This window comes from Erythrobacter sp. W302b, from assembly GCF_046452395.1.
GTDB lineage: Bacteria > Pseudomonadota > Alphaproteobacteria > Sphingomonadales > Sphingomonadaceae > Erythrobacter.
Map to the genome: position 1 here is coordinate 1681565 of NZ_JBKFDH010000001.1, position 17081 is coordinate 1698645.

Consider the following 17081-nt stretch of genomic DNA (forward strand, 5'->3'; position numbering starts at 1 on the left):
ACCCCGATCAATCTTTGGGCGAGGCTTCGCCGGTGTCCTTGCGCTCGACGTGCGCGGCCTGCGCCAGCTTCTCCACCCGATGCGCCAGCCGCAGGATTTCCAGCTGTGTGCGCAGGTTCACTTCGTAGTCGTGGCGTGCAGTGATGCGGTCTTTGCGCGCCTGCCGGTTCTGGCTCATCAGGATGATCGGCGCCTGCACGGCGGCCAGCATCGACAGCATCAGGTTGAGGAAGATAAAGGGATAGGCATCGAACGGCCCCATCCCCAGCATTTCCAACGCGCCGCTGTTGAGCACCACCCACACCATCAGCACCACGCCGAAGCCGATGATGAAAGCCCAGCTTCCTCCGATCTCAGCCACGCGGTCCGCCAGACGGTCGGCGCGGGTTTCATGCCCTTGCGCCAGTTCATCGGCATCCCGGCCGGTGAAACTGCCCGAGGCGACCCGCCGCAAAACCCGCTGCTCGTCCGCCTCCAGATCGTCGAACTCGCGGCCCAGAAGGTCGCGCGCAAGCTGGTGCGGATCGGCCTCGCGCCTCATGCCTTGGCCAGCGCCTCGGCAATCAACTGACGGGTCGGCGCGATGCCGTAGAGCGCGATGAAGCTGCCCATCCGCGGGCCCTGTTCGCTCCCCAGCAGGGTTTCGTAGAGCGCCTTGAACCAGTCCCGCAGGCTTTCGAATCCGAACTCCTCGATCTTGCCGATCTCGTAAACGATGGTCTGCAAGTCCTCGGCGCTCGTCGCCGGATCGGCTTCGGCCAGCGCCGCGTCGAGCGCGTGCAAGGCACCCACCTCGCCGCCCACCGGCGCGCGCTTGGCCAGCGTCGGGGCGACAAAATCGCGGTTATAGGCGAGCGCCTTGCCCACCAGGCCATCGAGCGCCGGATGCTCCTGCGGATCGGCACCCTCGACATAATTGCCGAGGTAAGACCACACCGCCTCCCGCGTCGCGCCCGCGCCGAGCACACCGACAAGGTTCAGGAGCAGGCTGAACGGCACCGGCAGCGTATCGCCCGCGCCGGGCGCATCCGCACCCGCGAAAGCCTGATTGGCGCGCAGCAGGTGCCACACCGGATTGCCCAGCTGCTTGTCGATTTCCTGCCCCGGCAAGGCCGCGCGGAACTGCCAGTAATCATCCACCGCCTTGGGGATCACGCCGGCGTGCAACTGCTTGGCGCTCTTGGGATTGGCGAAGATATAGTGGCCGAGGCTCTCCTCGCTGCCATATTGCAGCCATTCCTCGATGGAGAGACCATTGCCCTTGGACTTGGAGATCTTCTCGCCCTTGGCATCCAGAAACAGCTCGTAGATCAGGCCTTCGGGCTTGGAGCCGCCCAGCACGCGGGCGATCTTGCCGGATTGAATGCCCGAGTCGGTCAGGTCCTTGCCATACATCTCGTAATCGGCGCCCAGCGCGACCCAGCGCATCGCCCAATCGACCTTCCACTGGCACTTCGCCATCCCGCCCAAAGCGGATTGTTCGACAGTGCTGCCGTCCTCGTCGGTGAAGCGGATGATGCCAGCGGCGGCATCCACCACCTCGACCGGCACCTGCAACACCGCGCCGGTGGTCGGCGAAATCGGCATGACGGGCGAATAGGTGCGGCGGCGTTCCTCACCCAGCGTGGGCAGCATGATATCGAGGATCGCGCCAAAATTGGCGAGCACGCCCTTGAGCGCCGCGTCGAACTTGCCGCCGTTATAACAATCGGACGAGCTGACGAATTCATACTCAAACCCGAAGCGGTCGAGGAAGTCGCGCAGCATCGCGTTGTTGTGCGCGGCGAAGCTATCGAACTTTTCGAACGGATCGGGGATGCGGCTCAGCGGCTTGCCGAGATGTTCGGCCAGCATCGCGCGGTTCGGCACATTGTCCGGCACCTTGCGCAGCCCGTCCATGTCGTCGGAGAAGGCGACCAGCCGCGTGGCCGCGCCGCCCGTCAGCGCCTCATAGGCGCGGCGTACCAGCGTGGTGCGCAGCACTTCCTGAAACGTGCCGATATGCGGCAGGCCGGATGGGCCGTAGCCGGTTTCGAACAGCACGCCGCCAGGCTTGCCATCCGGGTAGCGCTTGGCGAGGCGCTGCGCCTCCTGAAACGGCCAGGCCTTGGAGGTTTGCGCTGCGGCGATGAGGGCTTCACGAGTGATGGTCATAGTGGGGCGGCTATTAGGGATAGAGCAAAGGCTTGCAAGCGGAATGGGCGGCATAAAGGTGACAAAGGTGACATTCTGTCACCTTAGCAAAAGCCAATATTTCTGTTTTTAATCATAGAATTACACTCCATAACCGGTGGCGGACGGACAGGGGGACGGGATGCTTGTTGCCGCGCCATCGCCCGCCATTTTCGCTTCTGTAGCCCGCCGAAGCGGTGTAGGACAGGCGGCGGGGCAAAGCCGAAGCGCTTGGCGTTTACATCGCTGCGGCCCTCGCCCATCTATGCGCAGGTGACCCTCCCCGATCCGCTTGCCCTGCCCGCCCTCCACGCCAGCCACGGCGGCCATTGGCTGCGGGCCGCAGACGGGCGCACCAATGCGGTGTCGAAGGGCGATGCGATCATGGCCGCCGCCGATACGCCGGTGCTGATGCTCAACGCGCCGTTGGTGGCGAGCCGGTTGGGCTATCCTGACCTGTCGGGGCTCGATCTGCTGGAGGCCTTCGCCTTCATCCACCCCGCCCGCTTCTGTGTGCCGACCCCGCGCGGGCTGGCCGAGGCGCTGGGACTGCCGGTGCCGGAAAACGACGACGCCGTGCCGGAAATGCTCCAGCTGGCCGCTGGCGCCCTGATTGCGGCGTGCCGGGACCCCGAGTGGTTCGAGCGTGAAGGGGCATGGAGCGCGGTGCAATCGCTGGAGCGCTTGCGCTGGCCGTGGGCGCAGGTGCTCAGGCCGCATATCGCCAAGCCGGAACGCGCCGAGCGCTGGCTGTTCGCCAAGCTGCCCGAGTGGGAGGAGGCGGGCGAGCGCCCTGCCCCGCGTCAGGTCGAACTCGCCGCGCCAGCGGTGGAGGCGCAACTGGCGCGCCTCACCGGCGACGGTGCCGAACAGCGCGAAGGCCAACGCGCCTATGCCAGGGACGCCGCCCGCATCTTCGCCCCGCGGCTGCGCGAGGGCCGCCCGCATCTCGGGTTGGCGCAGGCGGGCACCGGGATCGGCAAGACGCTGGGCTACCTCGCGCCCGCCTCGCTCTGGGCCGAGCAATCGGGCGGCACGGTGTGGGTCTCGACCTTCACCAAGAACCTGCAACGCCAGCTGCGCGCCGAAAGTCGCCGGGCGTGGCCGGCCAAACGCGCCGATGGCTCGCCGCCAGTGGTGGTGAGGAAGGGGCGCGAGAATTACCTCTGCCTGCTCAATCTGGAGGACGCGCTGCAAGGCGGGTTCGCGGGGCGGGCGGCGATTTTGGCGCAGCTGGTGGCGCGCTGGGGCGCTTTCACCCGCGACGGGGACATGGTGGGCGGCGATCTGCCGGGCTGGCTCGGCACCTTGTTCCGCAAGCGGGGCATCGCAGCCCTCACCGACCAGCGCGGCGAGTGCATCTATGCGGGTTGCCCCCATTACCGGAAGTGCTTCATCGAGCGCGCGGCGCGGGATTCGGCGCAGGCCGATCTGGTGATCGCCAATCACGCGCTGGTGATGGTCAACGCCGCCCGCGCGCGCGACCCGAACCAGCGCCCGACGCGGCTGATCTTCGACGAAGGCCACCACGTCTTCGACGCGGCGGATTCGACCTTCGCCGCCACGCTAAGCGGGCAGGAAACCATCGAGCTGCGCCGCTGGATCATCGGCCCCGAGCGCGAGGCGCGCGGGCGCAGGCGCGGGCTTGCTGCGCGGCTTGCCGATATTGCCAGCTATGACGAGGCCGGGGCCGAAGCCATCGCCGCCGCGTGCAAGGCCGGACAGCTCCTGCCCTCCGACGGCTGGCTGCAACGCCTTGCCGAAAACGCGCCCTTCGGCCCGGTCGAAGCCCTGCTCGCCGCCGTGCGCACCGCGACCTATGCCCGCGACGAAAGCGGCGGGATCGACGCAGGTTACGGGATCGAGACCGAGGCGGCGGGCCTGCCTGGCGACGTGATCGAGGCCGCCAGCAATGCCGCCGAGGCGCTCGCCTCCATCCGGGTGCCGCTGATCCGGCTGGGCGGACGGCTGGAGGCGATCCTGGCCGACCCGCCCGACTGGCTCGATGCGCAAGGCCGCGCGCGGATAGACGGGGCGCGCTTTGCGCTGGCATGGCGGATCGATCTGCTGGCCGCGTGGGAGGCGCTGCTGGCGCGGCTGGGCGGACCGGCTGATCCCGATTTCGTCGACTGGCTCGCCGTCGACCGCTCCGACGCGCGCGAATTCGATGTCGCGATCCACCGCCGCTGGCTCGATCCGATGAAGCCCTTTGCGCGCGTGGTGCTCGAACCTGCGCACGGCGTGCTGCTGACCAGCGCCACCCTCACCGACCGCGCCCCGAGCGATGACCTGTGGGCCAGCGCGATCCAGCGTTCGGGCGCCGCGCATGTCGAAAGCACGCCGCTGCTGTCGGCCGCCGAAAGCCCGTTCGACTATGCGACCCGCGCCGAAGTGCTGATCGTCACCGACGTGGCCAAGGGCGATTTGCCCGCGCTGGCTGGCGCCTATGCCCGGATTATCGAGGCGAGCGGCGGCGGGGTGTTGGGCCTGTTCACCGCCATCCGCCGTCTGCGCGCGGTGCATGGCCGCATCGCCGACCGCCTCGCGCGGGCGGGCCTGCCGGTCTATGCCCAGCATGTCGACCCGATCGACACCGGAACCCTCGTCGACATCTTCCGCGATGACCCGCGCGCCAGCCTGATCGGGACCGACGCCCTGCGCGACGGGGTGGACGTGCCCGGCCACTCGCTCCGCTGCGTGGTGATGGAGCAAGTGCCCTGGCCCCGCCCCGACATCCTCCACAAGGCGCGCAGGCTCGCGGGCGGTGGTTCGGCCTATGACGACCGCATCATCCGCGCCAAGCTGGCGCAAGCCTTCGGGCGCTTGATCCGCAGCAAGGATGATGCGGGGCACTTCATTGTGCTCTCCCCCGCCTTCCCCTCACGGTTGCTGTCAGCTTTCCCGCCGGGTACCCCGGTGCTGCGCGTCACGCTCGATCAGGCTTTACAACGCCTCGCGGCTGGTGTTGTGGGCAATCCGACGTCCCTTGCGCAAGGTGCCCCGCTGCCATGAAGATCCTCGGCCTTCTGCGCCACGCCAAATCCGATTGGGACGACACCGCCCAGCGCGATTTCGACCGCGGGCTGAATGCGCGCGGACGCAAGGGCGCGGAACTGATTGGCAAGCATATCCGCGACCACGGGGTGACGTGGGACCGCCTGATTGCCAGCCCCGCCGTGCGGGTGAAGCTGACGCTGGAAGGCGCGTTGCCCGATGTGCCGGTGATCTATGACCAGAGGCTCTACCTCGCCAGTTTCGACACCATTGTCGAGACGATCGAGGCCCACGCCGGCAGCGGCGACGACGAGGCCAAGACGATCCTCATTTCCGGCCACAATCCGGGCTTGCAGGACGTGCTGCTGGAACTGGTCGCGCCGGGGAAGGAGAACGCGCTGTTCAAGGAAGCGGTCGTGAAATTCCCGACCGCCGCCTACGCCGTGCTCGAATGCGACATCCAGCACTGGAGCGAGCTGAAGCGCTACTGCGCCGAACTGGTCCACTTCGCGCGGCCGCGGGATTTTGACCCGGAACTGGGGCCGGAGAGCTAGCTCACCTCCACCAGATTATCGTCCGAATCCCGGTCGATGTAGAAGTTGTAAGGATCAATCCCGGCGAAGGTCGGCTTGCCCTTGGTCACCACCTCAATCACCTGCTTGCCGTTGCGGATCGGATAGCGTGTCATCGACAACACGTTGGCCTTGGCAAAGGCGCCTGACCCCGGCCTGTCGGTGAACACGCCGACTTCGATGCTCTCGGCCAGTTGCGCCGGGCGTTCATTGCCCTTGCCATCGGCGGTGAACTTGGCCGCTTCGATGGTGATACGGGTGCGGTAGGTAAGATCGGGAAGCTGTGTGGTCACCGCTTCCTTCGCCTTCAGATCATAGATCGTGATTGTTTCGAACAGATCGGTGATCAGCGCCTGATCTTCCGGCGTTTTGGCCTCCTTGCGCAGCTCGGCGATCAGATCGAGGCTGCGCGGATAGGGTGCGCCCTTGAACTTGTAGCGCGCCACCAGCCGCGCCAGCGCCCGGTTCACCGCCTCCTCGCCCAGCCGGTGCTGGAGCAGATACATCACAAGGCTGCCCTTGCGGTAGTGGATGTGCTGCTGGTTCTCGACCCGCATGAGCGGCTGTTCGTCCAGCACATCGCCCTTGCGCCCTTCGAGATAGCGGTCGAGCTCGAACTTGAGGAAGCGGCGGATCTTGTCCTCGCCATAGAGCTGCTTCATCACCATCAGCGCGGAATATTGCGCCAGCGTTTCCGACAGCAGGGTCGAACCCTGCATATCCCCGCCCACCACCTGATGCGCCCAGTACTGGTGGCCGAATTCATGTGCGGTGACGTAAGAGACATAGTCGATCGTCTCGGGATCGCGCACGTCAGCGGCGAAGCCGATGCTTTCGGAATAGGGCATCGTCCCGGCAAAGGCCTGCGCAAAGCTCTGATAGCCAGGGAACTCGATGATCCGGGCATAACCGAACTGGTAGGGGCCGAAATTGCGCTCGAAATAGCCGAGGCTCGTTTTCATCGCCTTGAGCATCGCGGGCACATTCCAGGCGTGACGCGGGTCGTGATAGACGCTGAGCAGCACCTTGCCCGCCTGCTCCTCGGCCACGGCATAGCGCGCCGATTGCACCGAGAAGAAGTTGAGGATCGGCGCCGGGCTCTGAAACACCGCGATGCGGCGGCCGCCCTTCACTTCGTCCGAGATCTTGTTGCCCGGCGCGATCGGCACCTGATCGGCCGCCGTGCTGATGGTGATGCGTGAATTGACCCAGTCGGAATGGACGTAGTTTTCGCCCTGCGCCTTGACGTCCTCCAGCTTGGCCATCCGCAGCTCATCAGGCAGGCCCTGCCGCCGACGCGCGGTGCGATCCTGCAACAGGCCGCGCTGGTCCATGCCGATGACCGGCGCGAAGACCGAATTGTTCACGAAGGTGCCGTTGTCGACGATATCGGTCGCAGCCCCGCTATTGGCAAAGCCGCGCCGCCACACCCGCGAGGTGAAATCGAGCCGCGTGGTCGCGCCCGGTGCCAGCGGGGTATCGAAGCGGTAGATGCGGTGGAAGTGGCGCTTGTCATGCACCGCCAGCTTGGCGCCCGCGATGGCGAGACGGCTGTATTCGACCGCATCGTCGCCCTGACGGATATGCACTTCGGTGATCGGCACCCCGCTGTCGTTGCGCAGGTCATAGTGGCCGGTCACATCCAGCCGCCGCTCAGCCGGGTCGATGGCGACATTGAACTCCACATCGGTCACCACCGGACGCGGGAGTGCGGCGAACTTGAGGTATTTGCGCTCATACTCGGCCATGCGCGCTTCGGCCTCGTCGGAGGTTTCGTAGGCATTGAGCGTCTTGATGTTGTGATGGATCACAAGACCGGTGCCGATCATGCCCGCCACCGCCGCCAGCGCGATACCGCCTGATGCTGCCGTGATGCGCTGCGCCATGCCCTTGAGCCGCGGCACCACTGCCACCACAGTGCCGCGCGGCCATGCCCAATGCGACAGCACCAGCAGCAGCACGCCGAAACACGCCCAGTAAGCCCGCGCGATCAGCCCGCCGACCCAGAAGCCGCCGGTGCCGTTCATGTCGGAGAGCGGCTCGCCTGGCGTGCCGCCAAAGTTGTAGAGGATGTTGCTGTAGCCGAGGTTCGACAGGAAGATCCGCGCCACGAACCACACCAGAAACAGCCCCCAGCCGATATACTTGTTGGGGCTGAGCACCTGAAAGAACACCACCAGCACCGCGACCAGCAACAGGTCGATGCTCTGCGGCACAACGAAGGCGGAAAGGTACAGCCCGGCATCGATGCTCGGCGCGCCTTTGAGCACCTGGTAGCCAATGCCCGTGAGCATGCCGACCAAGGACATCGCCAGCAGCACCACAAAGATCGCGAGGATTTTCGGCACAAACATCGCCCAGGCCGGAACCGGCGTCGCATCGACGATCTCGCCGATCTTCACATCGCGCTCGCGCCAGACCAGCTCGCCGCCGTAGAATACCGCGACGATCAGGCTGAACAGGAACATGTTGCCGAGCACCACAGTGATCACATCGGCGGTCAGCGGATAGGACGGCGTGCCGAAAGTGGTCTGGCCAAATGCAAGGCTGATCGCGGAGAAGGCCAGCCCGATCAGCAAGAGCACGATCAGGCCGGGGCTCTTGACCACCAGCAACACTTCGGACTTCAGACGCACCCAGAAGCTCTGCATCGCATGGCCTGCCCCGAAGCTGCGTTGCACGGGCACGGTCAGCACACGCGGAGCCACCTCACCGGCCTTGGCAGCCTTGGCAGCCTTGGCAGCCTGCTTGGCCAGCCGCCGCTGGCGCCAGCGCGAGGGCGCGCGCTCCGTCATGCTGAACCGCGCCGCCGCAATGCCCAGGAACAGCGCCGACAGCACCAGCACGAACACGCGGTTGAACAGCAGGTTGCCTTCAAGCGGGATCAACCGCGTGTTCATCTCCGCCGCCGTCCAGTAGCGCGAAACCTCGCCGATCGCGCCCATGCCGAGCGGTTCGTAACGGGCAATCGCGTCCTGATAGCTGGGATCGGCCGACAGGATCACGCTGATAACGAGGTAACCCATCACCAGCGCCAGAACGCCGAGATAGCTCGCCAGCATGGACCGAGTGACCGTCGCCAGACTGAACAACAGCGCTGACGAAAGGATGAGGTTGGGTATGGCGATCACCAGGAACGGCCAGGCATAGGTCGCAAAGCCGCCCGGCCCGACCGTCTCCGGGTCCACCCACGGCATGGCCGTGCCCAGCGCAATGCCAAGCGGCACGGACAGGTAGCCAAGGATCGCGATCACCAGCCCGCCGAGGAACCGGCCGGCGAGAAACGGGATACGGCCCACGGGCGTTGCGCGGATCATCGGACCAAAGCCGGTGGCATCGTCGCGCACCACGGCATTGGCCACGAACGAGGTGATGACGAACAGGTAGAAGGTTGCCAGCAGCCCCAGCGCGAACACCACCGCATAGGGCGAGTTCTCATGCACAGACCCGGGCGTGCCGAAGCTGACGTTCTCACTTGCGGAAAAGCCGAAGCCGATCAGGAAGAAGATCAGCACCGACACCCAGAAGACCGGGTTCTTGAGCTGGTAGCGGATTTCGAATGCAGCAATGCTGGCGGTGAGCATGGGGCGCGCTCCTCTCAAGCCGCTTGAGCGGCGGCAGGGGCGCGGCGGGTTTCCGCCAGCGTCGCGAAATACACGTCCTCCAGCCCGCCCGATACGGGTGCAAAGCCCTCCGGCTGGGTGTCACTGAGCACGTGGACCACGATATCGCCCGCAAAGAAGCGGTGCGAAATGACATCGTAGGCGGCCTGCATCTCGGCCAGTTGCGTGTGCGGGATGGTGCGCTGCCACACCCGCCCTTGGGTCGAGGCGATCAGTTCGCGCGGCGCCCCCTCAAGGCGAACCTTGCCCCCGGCGAGCACCGCCATGCGCGGGCACAGATCAGCGACATCATCGACAATGTGGGTGGACAGGATCACCACCACATTCTCGCCAATCCCGGCGAGGAGGTTGAGGAAGCGGTTGCGTTCTTCCGGGTCGAGCCCAGCGGTGGGTTCATCGACGATGATCAATTCCGGCTCACCAATCAGCGCCTGCGCAATGCCGAAACGTTGGCGCATCCCGCCCGAAAAGCCCGCAATCGCCTTGCCGCGCACATTCCACAGGTTGGTCTGATTGAGCAGGTGCTCGACCATCGCCTTGCGCTCGCCCGCCGCGTTCACGCCCTTCAGCACCGCCATGTGATCGAGCATCTGATAGGCCGAAACGCGCGGATAGACGCCGAAATCCTGCGGCAGATAGCCGAGCGTGCGGCGCAGCCGATCCGGCTCGGCCAGCACGTCGATATCGCCGAAGCGGATGCTGCCTTGGGTCGGCGCCTGAAGCGTCGCGATGGTGCGCATCAGCGTCGATTTGCCCGCACCATTGGGGCCGAGCAGCCCGAACATTCCCTTGGGTATGGTCAGGGACACATCATCCAGTGCGCGCGTACCATTGGCATAGACGTGGCTGACGTTGCTGAGTTCGAGCATTGTAGTCCCCTGATTTTGGCCCCATTCCTCAATAGCACCACACTGGCGCCAAAACAGCCATGTTGGTGGAGCGCGCTGCGCCATTGATCGACGCGATTGCTGTTCGTCGGACGGAATTGACCGCCTGAAGTGCGCCTGCGCCCGTCAAACGCACAGCTTGCGCGCGCCCGGCCCTTCTGCGCCCAGCCGATCCTCAGGGTTCCAGATCGCGCAATGCGTCAGGCTGAGGCAGCCGCAGCCGATGCACCCGTCGAGCCGGTCGCGGGTGCGGGTCAGTTCCGCGATGCGTTCGTCCAGACGCGCGCGGATCGCGGCGCTGATCGCCTCCCAGTCGCGGGCCGTCGGCGTGCGGCCTTGGGGCAGCTTGACCAGTTCCGCCTCGATCTCGGTCAGGGTCAGGCCGAGCCGCTGGGCGATGAGGATGAACGAAAGCCGGCGGATATCCGATCGCAGGAAGCGCCGCTGATTGCCGCCGGATCGCACCGGCTCGATCAGGCGCTTGTCCTCGTAGAAGCGGATCGCCGAGACGCTAAGGCCCGTGCGGCGCGCGATTTCGCCGATGGAGAGCAGGTCGGATGGCTTGAGACGGGCGGGCATGGTGAGGCGTTCCGATAAAGCTTGACCTCAAGTTAGGTTGAGATTGCAGACTGGGCAAGGTGATTGATTCGCCCGCGGTCTGGCGGGTGTTTGATCGACGTGAACAAAAGGACCCACAATGCCCCAAGGCTTTCTCGAACACATCAACATCACTGTCAGCGACATTGACCGCAGCGCCGCCCTGCTGCGCGACCTGATGGGCTGGCACGACCGCTGGCGCGGCCCGTCGCAGCTGGGCGGTGAGACAATCCATGTCGGCGGGGAGCGCGATTACATCGCGGTCTATACCAAGGGCGCTCCGGTTGATCGCTTCGCCAAGGGGATGCCGCTGAACCATGTCGGGCTGGTGGTCGACGATCTCGATGCGGCCGAAGCGGTGGTCAAGGCTGCCGGGCTGGAGCCCTTCAATCACGCCGATTACGAGCCCGGCCGCAGGTTCTATTTCTTCGACTGGGACGGAATCGAGTTTGAAATGGTGAGCTACGATTGAACCCAGCTTTCGTTCGCCCTGAACATGTCGAAGGGCCGTTCCTGCTTCGGCCATTGCTCCCGAAAGAAGGACGGTGCTTCGACAAGCTCAGCCCGAACGGATTGTGTCAAAACAGGCTGATCTGGCTCGCCGCGTTCTTCGCCCAGGGCTCGCCCGTGCGGTCAATGGTGATCGGCTCGTCCCACGGACGACACAGCGCCAGCGCCTCATCGGGCGGACCGCCGAGCCAGCCCGCGTAATCGTCAGGCGCGAGCAGCACCGGCATGCGTTCGTGCACATTCGCCGCAGCGGTGCCTTCGCTGTCGGTCATGACCATCGCGTAGCAATCGCTCCATTCGTCCGAGGGCCGCCACACGCCTGCCGCCGCGAACAGCGGCGCATCGGGGAGCGACAGCCACGTGCGCGTCATGCGACCCTTGGCGCCTTCCGCTTCGGCCCATGCGGTCAGCGGGATGAGGCAGCGGCGGCTCTCGAAGGCATGGCGCCAGAAGAAGGTGCCGAGCTTGTCGGTGCGGGCATTGTTGACCGGCTTGGGTTTCAGCGGCTGACCCTTCGCGCCCTTGAGCACCAGCGGGAAGCCCCAGGTCATCGGTCTCACCGCTCCCTCCGCCACGACGAGGCCCGGGTAGCCGGGATAGACCTCCGCGGCAAAGTTCGCGCCCCCGGCGGCCGCCACCGCATCGAACCACGCAGCAACCTCGCTCACGTTCTTGGTCATGCGGTAGAGGTTGCACATGGCGCGATCAGGCTCCCGCGTTGCCGACCACGAAGCAGGCCGCGGCCATCAGCGCCCCGGCCCAGCGGTTCGACCGGAACCGGGCGAGCGGGTTTGCGGGATCATCGGCGTCGAGCGTCGCCACCTGCCAGGCGAGATGCCCCGCCACGGGCACCAGCGCCAGCAGCACCAAGGGATCGGGGCGATAGAGCCAGAACCCCAGGCCCCACAAGCCGACCGCCGCCGCATAGAATGCCGCCACGCCGCCCGTCACCCGCGAACCCATCGCCAGAGCGGAGGAGCGGATGCCGACCATCGCGTCATCCTCGCGGTCTTGCAGGGCATAGATCGTGTCGTACCCGATCACCCAGGCAATGCACCCGGTATAGACCGCCGCCAGCGCCGGCCAATTGTCGAACCGGAGCTCGGTCCAGCCGACCAGCAGGCCCCAGTTGAACACCATGCCGAGCCACGCCTGCGGCCACCAGGTGATGCGCTTCATGAAGGGATAGGCCGCCACCAGCGCAAGGCTGCCGAGCGCGATCAGCTGCGCTTCCCAGCGCAATTGCAGCAGCACGATCAGGCCAATCAGACACAGCGCCAGCAGCCAGCCCCACGCGCCGCGCTTCGACACCCGCCCGCTCGCCACGGGGCGCAGGGCCGTCCGCGCCACCTGCGCGTCGAGATCGGCATCGACGATATCATTGTAGACGCACCCCGCGCCGCGCATGGCGATGCTGCCGAGCAACAGCCAGCCGAGCAGCACTGGCTGCGCACCGGCACCCGCCAGCCATACGCCAAACACGCAGGGCCAGAACAGCAGCCACCACCCGATCGGACGATCAAACCGGGCCAGCAGCGCCAGATCGCGCAGGCCTTGCGGCAGACGGGCGACGAGGCCGCCCGAAAGACTCTGGCGCTCGCTGTCGGGGACGATCTGTTCGGTCATGACTTGCTCCCTAGCGCCAGCAGCGCCTAGAGCAAAGCCATGCCCGCTACCCCCGCCTGGCCGCCGAAAAGCGCCCCGCGCCTGTTTGTCGCCGAGACCTTGGCGGCAGGTACCTCGGTGCGGATCGAGGGCAATCCGGCGCATTACCTCACCCGTGTGATGCGGGTTGCGGCGGGTGATATCGTGATCCTGTGCGACGACGTGACCGGCGAATGGGCGGCACGGGTGGTCGATGCAGGCAAGCGGGATGTGGTGCTGGAGGTGGTGGAGAACTTGCGGGTGCGCGAGGCGGTGCCCGATCTGTGGCTTTGCCCTGCCCTGCTGAAGAAGGACCGCTTCGACCTCATCCTCGAAAAGGCGACCGAACTTGGGGCCGCGCGGATCCAGCCGGTCGTGACCCGGCGCTGCGTGGCCGACAAGCTCAACCTTGAGCGCGCCCGCATAATCACCACCGAGGCCGCAGAACAATGCGCCCGCACCGCGCTGCCCGAGCTGGTCGATCCGGTGAAGCTCGACGCGCTGCTCGCCAGCTGGCCGAATGACCGGGTGCTGTTCTTCGCGGATGAGAACGGGGGCGAGCACGCCGCAGAGGCTTTCGCCTCGCTTGGCTCGAAGCGTGCCAAGGCCGCCATCCTCACCGGCCCCGAGGGCGGGTTTGACGCGGCCGAGCGCGCCGCGATCCGGGCGCACCCGGCCGCGCGCGCCATCACCCTCGGCCCGCGCATCCTGCGAGGCGAGACGGCCGCCATCGCCGCGCTTGCGGTATGGATGGCCACCGCCGGGGATTGGTAGCGCCGCCCACCCGACCATCACTTTACGGCAAGACAATTCGGCTTCACCGCGCCAAACGCGAATTTGCCTTCCCACCGGCAAACCAGTTTTCTAGAGCAACGGGCCAGAGAGGGCCTCATTCCATGAGCACACGCGAAGCTTCCACTGCCGACGATCCGGTGATCGAAAGCCTCGACCAACTCGTCATACCGATGCTGAAGGGCGAAAAGCCGCCCGAGCGCTGGCGCATCGGCACCGAGCATGAAAAACTGGTCTACAAGCATTCGGACAAGCGCGCGCCCTCCTATGACGAGCCTTGCGGCATCCGCGACCTGTTGGGCGGGCTTGAGAAGTTCGGCTGGGAACCCGTTGAAGAAGGCGGCAACGTCATCGCTCTGAAAGGCGAAGACGGCGCGATCAGTCTGGAACCGGCGGGCCAGCTTGAGCTGTCGGGCGCGCCGCTCGAAAACCTGCACCAGACCTGCGCCGAAACCGGCCGCCACCTCGCGCAGGTGAAGGAAGTCGGCGAGACATGCGGCGTCGGCTATCTCGGCCTCGGGATGTGGCCGGACAAGACCCGCGCCGAGCTGCCGATCATGCCAAAGGGCCGCTATGACATCATGCTCCGCCACATGCCGCGGGTCGGCACGATGGGCCTCGACATGATGCTGCGCACCTGCACGATTCAGGTGAACCTCGATTACCAGTCGGAAGCCGACATGGTGAAGAAGTTCCGCACCAGCCTCGCTCTGCAACCGCTGGCGACAGCACTCTTCGCAAATTCGCCCTTCACCGAAGGCAAGCCCAACGGGTTCCTGAGCTACCGCTCGCACATCTGGTCGGACACCGATCCGGCTCGCACGGGGATGCTGCCCTTCGTGTTCGAGGACGGCTTCGGCTACGAGCGCTGGGTGCGTTACATGCTTGATGTGCCGATGTATTTCGTCTTTCGCGACGGGAAATATATCGACGCGGCGGGCCTCAGCTTCCGCGATTTCCTCGATGGCAAGCTGTCCGTCCTGCCCGGCGAGCGCCCGACGCAGAGCGACTGGTGGGATCACCTCTCGACCGCCTTTCCCGAGGTGCGCCTCAAGAGCTTCCTCGAAATGCGCGGCGCCGACGGCGGCCCGTGGAGCCGCATCTGTGCCCTCCCCGCCTTCTGGGTCGGGCTGCTTTATGATCAAAGCGCGCTCGATGCGGCGTGGGATCTGGTCAAGGGCTGGTCGATGGAGGAGCGTGAACGGCTCCGCAATGAAGTCCCGCGCCTTGCCCTTGCGACCCGCGCGCCGGATGGCGGCACCTTGCAGGATCTGGGGCGCGAGGTGCTCAAGATCGCGCATGCAGGGCTGAAGGCGCGCGCGCGCCTCAATGCCAGCGGCGACAACGAGACCGGTTACCTCGAAACGCTCGACGAGATCGTCGCCAGCGGCAAGGTGCCCGCCCAGCGCCTGCTCGATGCCTATAATGGCGAGTGGAACGGGGACATCTCCCGCGTCTATGAACAGTCGTTCTGAGGGAGAGTGACACTATGCTGATCGTGCTAGCCAAGGCCAAGGTGGGTGCAGGCGCCATGGAACCGGCGCGCGCGGCGATTGCCGATATGGTTGCTGCCTCCAATGCGGAGCCCGGGTGCATCGCCTATGCCTTCACGCAGGACGTGCTCGACCCCTCGGTGTTGCACATTGTCGAGAAGTGGGTGGACGAAGCCGCCCTCGCCGCGCATTTCGCAACTCCGCATATGGCGGCCTTCGGCGCAGCGATCAGCGGGCTCGATTTTCAGGTGATCGAAGCGCTCAAGTTCCACACTGATGAAGGCGCACCGGTGATGTAACCCTACTCCGCCGGGAAGGGATGCGTCTCTTCACGGCGAGGTGCAGGGCTGCCGCTGAGCATCCGCTTCAGCCGCGCGAGCGGGGCGGTGATCAACCCGTGCTGCTCCATCCACGCGTGATAATCGCGATATTTGGCGTCTTCGGCGAGGAGGTGCGCCTCCTCGGTCCGGGCGCGCCAGTAGTAGATGCCGTTGACGACCAGCAGGAACACCGAGTTGCGGATAGCATCCGCCAGCGATCCGCTGGTCACCAGGAAGGGCAGGACCGATGCCCACCAGAACAGGTTTTTCGACAGATAGGCCGGGTGGCGGGTGAAGCGATACGGCCCGTGGGTCAGCACCCCGCGATAGGTGAGGTTCGAAAAGCGGATGCCGAACACCACCGTCGCCCAGGCGTAAATCCCGGTCAGCACCAGCAGAAGGCCGCCCCACGCCCACAGCAGCGCATCATTCCCGGCAAACCAGTGCGCCCAGCCCGGCGTGCCGAATTCGTAGCTCAAAATCTGGTCGTTCGGCCCGATGATCCCCCACACGAACGGCGGATAGCACAGCAGCGCCGCCAGCCAGCCCGCGAGGAACGGGTTGCCGGAGCGGATGTGGGAGTCCAGCGGGCGCAGGGTCAGCAAGTACCCGACCGTGCCGATCTGGACGTCGATCACGAACAGCAGCGTGACCAGCAGCATCACGAATTCGACAGGATTGGCAATGAGTTGCGCCGGATTGCTCTCGACAATCTGCGCAAAGCCGGGGGGAAGGATCGAGATCATGAAGGCCCCGAAAAAGCCCTTGATCGCCCAGGCCCGCCAGTGCTTGGCGAGGGTGCCCCTGTCCCATTGCTCACGCCCGATGACCCCGCCGCCGAGCACGAAGGCGCCGAACTGGAAGGTCGCATCGCGCGGCTCGACCAGATAGCGGTCGATCCAGATGACGTAGGGAACGGAGAGGATTACGAGCGGCAGGATGGCGATGGTCAGCACCTCCATCGCGAACAGATAGTTCCCGCTCCAGTACCACCGCGCCAACCCATAGAACGCTGCGAGCAGCGCCCAGGTCGCCCACAATCCGCACAGTTTCACCACCGACACCGCCAGCACGTCGGCGATGGGGCGCGCCTGTTTCCAGTCGATCCCGGTTGAGGGGCGCAGGTGAACCTTGTCGATCAGCACCGACCACAGGGCCATCGGCACGGCGGTAAAGAGCATCGCGGCCAGCGCGGCATAGGGGCCGGAGAGCACGCCGCGCTCTCCCGACAATCCGCCGCCCAGCCCCAGCACGCCCGCGATCTCGGGGTAGGATCGGCAGAATGCGATCCATACAAACAAGCCCGCCAGCCCGGCAAACCCCACGCCGGTCGATACGTCGCTTTCCGGGCGGCGCAGCGGCGGCGCAGAGCGCGAGGTTGGAACGGTCGAGAACGGCGCGGTCATGACCGCTCCGCCCTACAGCCTATTGGTTAACAGCTCGGCAAAACGCGGCCGAAACCGGGTCAAAAAAGCAT

At 65.7% G+C, this 17081-nt stretch carries 14 protein-coding genes; 6 read left to right on the forward strand and 8 right to left on the reverse strand.

The window, feature by feature from the left end; all coding sequences use genetic code 11:
- Nucleotides 1–7: 7 nt before the first annotated feature.
- Nucleotides 8–541: a DUF1003 domain-containing protein gene (locus tag ACLBKT_RS08175; RefSeq protein ID WP_410182431.1), complete on the reverse strand. Its 534-nt coding sequence runs from the start codon at nt 539–541 to the stop codon at nt 8–10.
- The gene (locus ACLBKT_RS08180; RefSeq protein WP_410182432.1) at nt 538–2154 is read right to left on the reverse strand and encodes a lysine--tRNA ligase; all 1617 of its coding nucleotides are present in this window, start codon (nt 2152–2154) and stop codon (nt 538–540) included. The genes ACLBKT_RS08175 and ACLBKT_RS08180 overlap by 4 nt, the downstream gene beginning before the upstream one ends.
- A 402-nt stretch (nt 2155–2556) precedes the next feature.
- Between ACLBKT_RS08180 and ACLBKT_RS08185 the strand changes: the two genes are divergently transcribed.
- Together ACLBKT_RS08185 and ACLBKT_RS08190 are read left to right on the forward strand one after the other, a co-directional pair.
- Nucleotides 2557–5184, forward strand: a complete 2628-nt coding sequence (locus ACLBKT_RS08185) for an ATP-dependent DNA helicase (protein WP_410183667.1) — start codon at nt 2557–2559, stop codon at nt 5182–5184.
- Nucleotides 5181–5720 (forward strand): SixA phosphatase family protein, encoded by a 540-nt coding sequence (locus ACLBKT_RS08190; protein WP_410182433.1) that lies wholly within the window; start codon nt 5181–5183, stop codon nt 5718–5720. The genes ACLBKT_RS08185 and ACLBKT_RS08190 overlap by 4 nt, the downstream gene beginning before the upstream one ends.
- Here ACLBKT_RS08190 and ACLBKT_RS08195 read toward each other — a convergent pair.
- The 3 genes from ACLBKT_RS08195 to soxR form a co-directional block, all read right to left on the reverse strand.
- Nucleotides 5717–9322: a M1 family aminopeptidase gene (locus tag ACLBKT_RS08195; protein WP_410182434.1), complete on the reverse strand. Its 3606-nt coding sequence runs from the start codon at nt 9320–9322 to the stop codon at nt 5717–5719. The two genes, ACLBKT_RS08190 and ACLBKT_RS08195, sit on opposite strands and share 4 nt — an antisense overlap.
- A gap of 14 nt (nt 9323–9336) precedes the next feature.
- Nucleotides 9337–10230 carry an ABC transporter ATP-binding protein gene (locus ACLBKT_RS08200; RefSeq protein WP_410182435.1) on the reverse strand — a complete coding sequence of 298 codons (894 nt, stop codon included), beginning with the start codon at nt 10228–10230 and terminating at the stop codon, nt 9337–9339.
- A 144-nt stretch (nt 10231–10374) separates the two neighbouring features.
- Nucleotides 10375–10827: a redox-sensitive transcriptional activator SoxR gene (soxR, locus tag ACLBKT_RS08205; protein ID WP_410182436.1), complete on the reverse strand. Its 453-nt coding sequence runs from the start codon at nt 10825–10827 to the stop codon at nt 10375–10377.
- Nucleotides 10828–10945: 118 nt separating this feature from the next.
- Here soxR and ACLBKT_RS08210 point away from each other — a divergent pair, with 118 nt between their 5' ends.
- The gene (locus ACLBKT_RS08210; RefSeq protein WP_410182437.1) at nt 10946–11317 is read left to right on the forward strand and encodes a VOC family protein; all 372 of its coding nucleotides are present in this window, start codon (nt 10946–10948) and stop codon (nt 11315–11317) included.
- A gap of 106 nt (nt 11318–11423) precedes the next feature.
- On the opposite strand, the gene ACLBKT_RS08215 is transcribed toward ACLBKT_RS08210, so the two are convergent.
- Both ACLBKT_RS08215 and ubiA read right to left on the reverse strand, forming a co-directional pair.
- Entirely contained in the window at nt 11424–12053 is a 630-nt protein-coding gene (locus ACLBKT_RS08215; RefSeq protein ID WP_410182438.1) for an SOS response-associated peptidase, read from the reverse strand.
- A gap of 7 nt (nt 12054–12060) precedes the next feature.
- A complete protein-coding gene (ubiA, locus tag ACLBKT_RS08220; RefSeq protein ID WP_410182439.1) occupies nt 12061–12981 on the reverse strand; it encodes a 4-hydroxybenzoate octaprenyltransferase in 921 nt (306 codons plus the stop codon).
- 39 nt (nt 12982–13020) lie between these two features.
- Here ubiA and ACLBKT_RS08225 point away from each other — a divergent pair, with 39 nt between their 5' ends.
- From ACLBKT_RS08225 to ACLBKT_RS08235, 3 genes are all read left to right on the forward strand, one after another.
- Nucleotides 13021–13773 (forward strand): 16S rRNA (uracil(1498)-N(3))-methyltransferase, encoded by a 753-nt coding sequence (locus tag ACLBKT_RS08225; RefSeq protein ID WP_410182440.1) that lies wholly within the window; start codon nt 13021–13023, stop codon nt 13771–13773.
- Nucleotides 13774–13895: 122 nt separating this feature from the next.
- Nucleotides 13896–15266, forward strand: a complete 1371-nt coding sequence (locus tag ACLBKT_RS08230) for a glutamate--cysteine ligase (protein WP_410182441.1) — start codon at nt 13896–13898, stop codon at nt 15264–15266.
- A 14-nt stretch (nt 15267–15280) separates the two neighbouring features.
- On the forward strand, nt 15281–15583 hold the full coding sequence (locus ACLBKT_RS08235; protein WP_410182442.1) for a putative quinol monooxygenase: 303 nt from the start codon (nt 15281–15283) through the stop codon (nt 15581–15583).
- A 2-nt stretch (nt 15584–15585) separates the two neighbouring features.
- Here the strand turns inward: ACLBKT_RS08235 and ACLBKT_RS08240 are convergent, their stop codons facing one another.
- Nucleotides 15586–17010: a methyltransferase family protein gene (locus tag ACLBKT_RS08240; RefSeq protein WP_410182443.1), complete on the reverse strand. Its 1425-nt coding sequence runs from the start codon at nt 17008–17010 to the stop codon at nt 15586–15588.
- Nucleotides 17011–17081 lie beyond the last annotated feature (71 nt).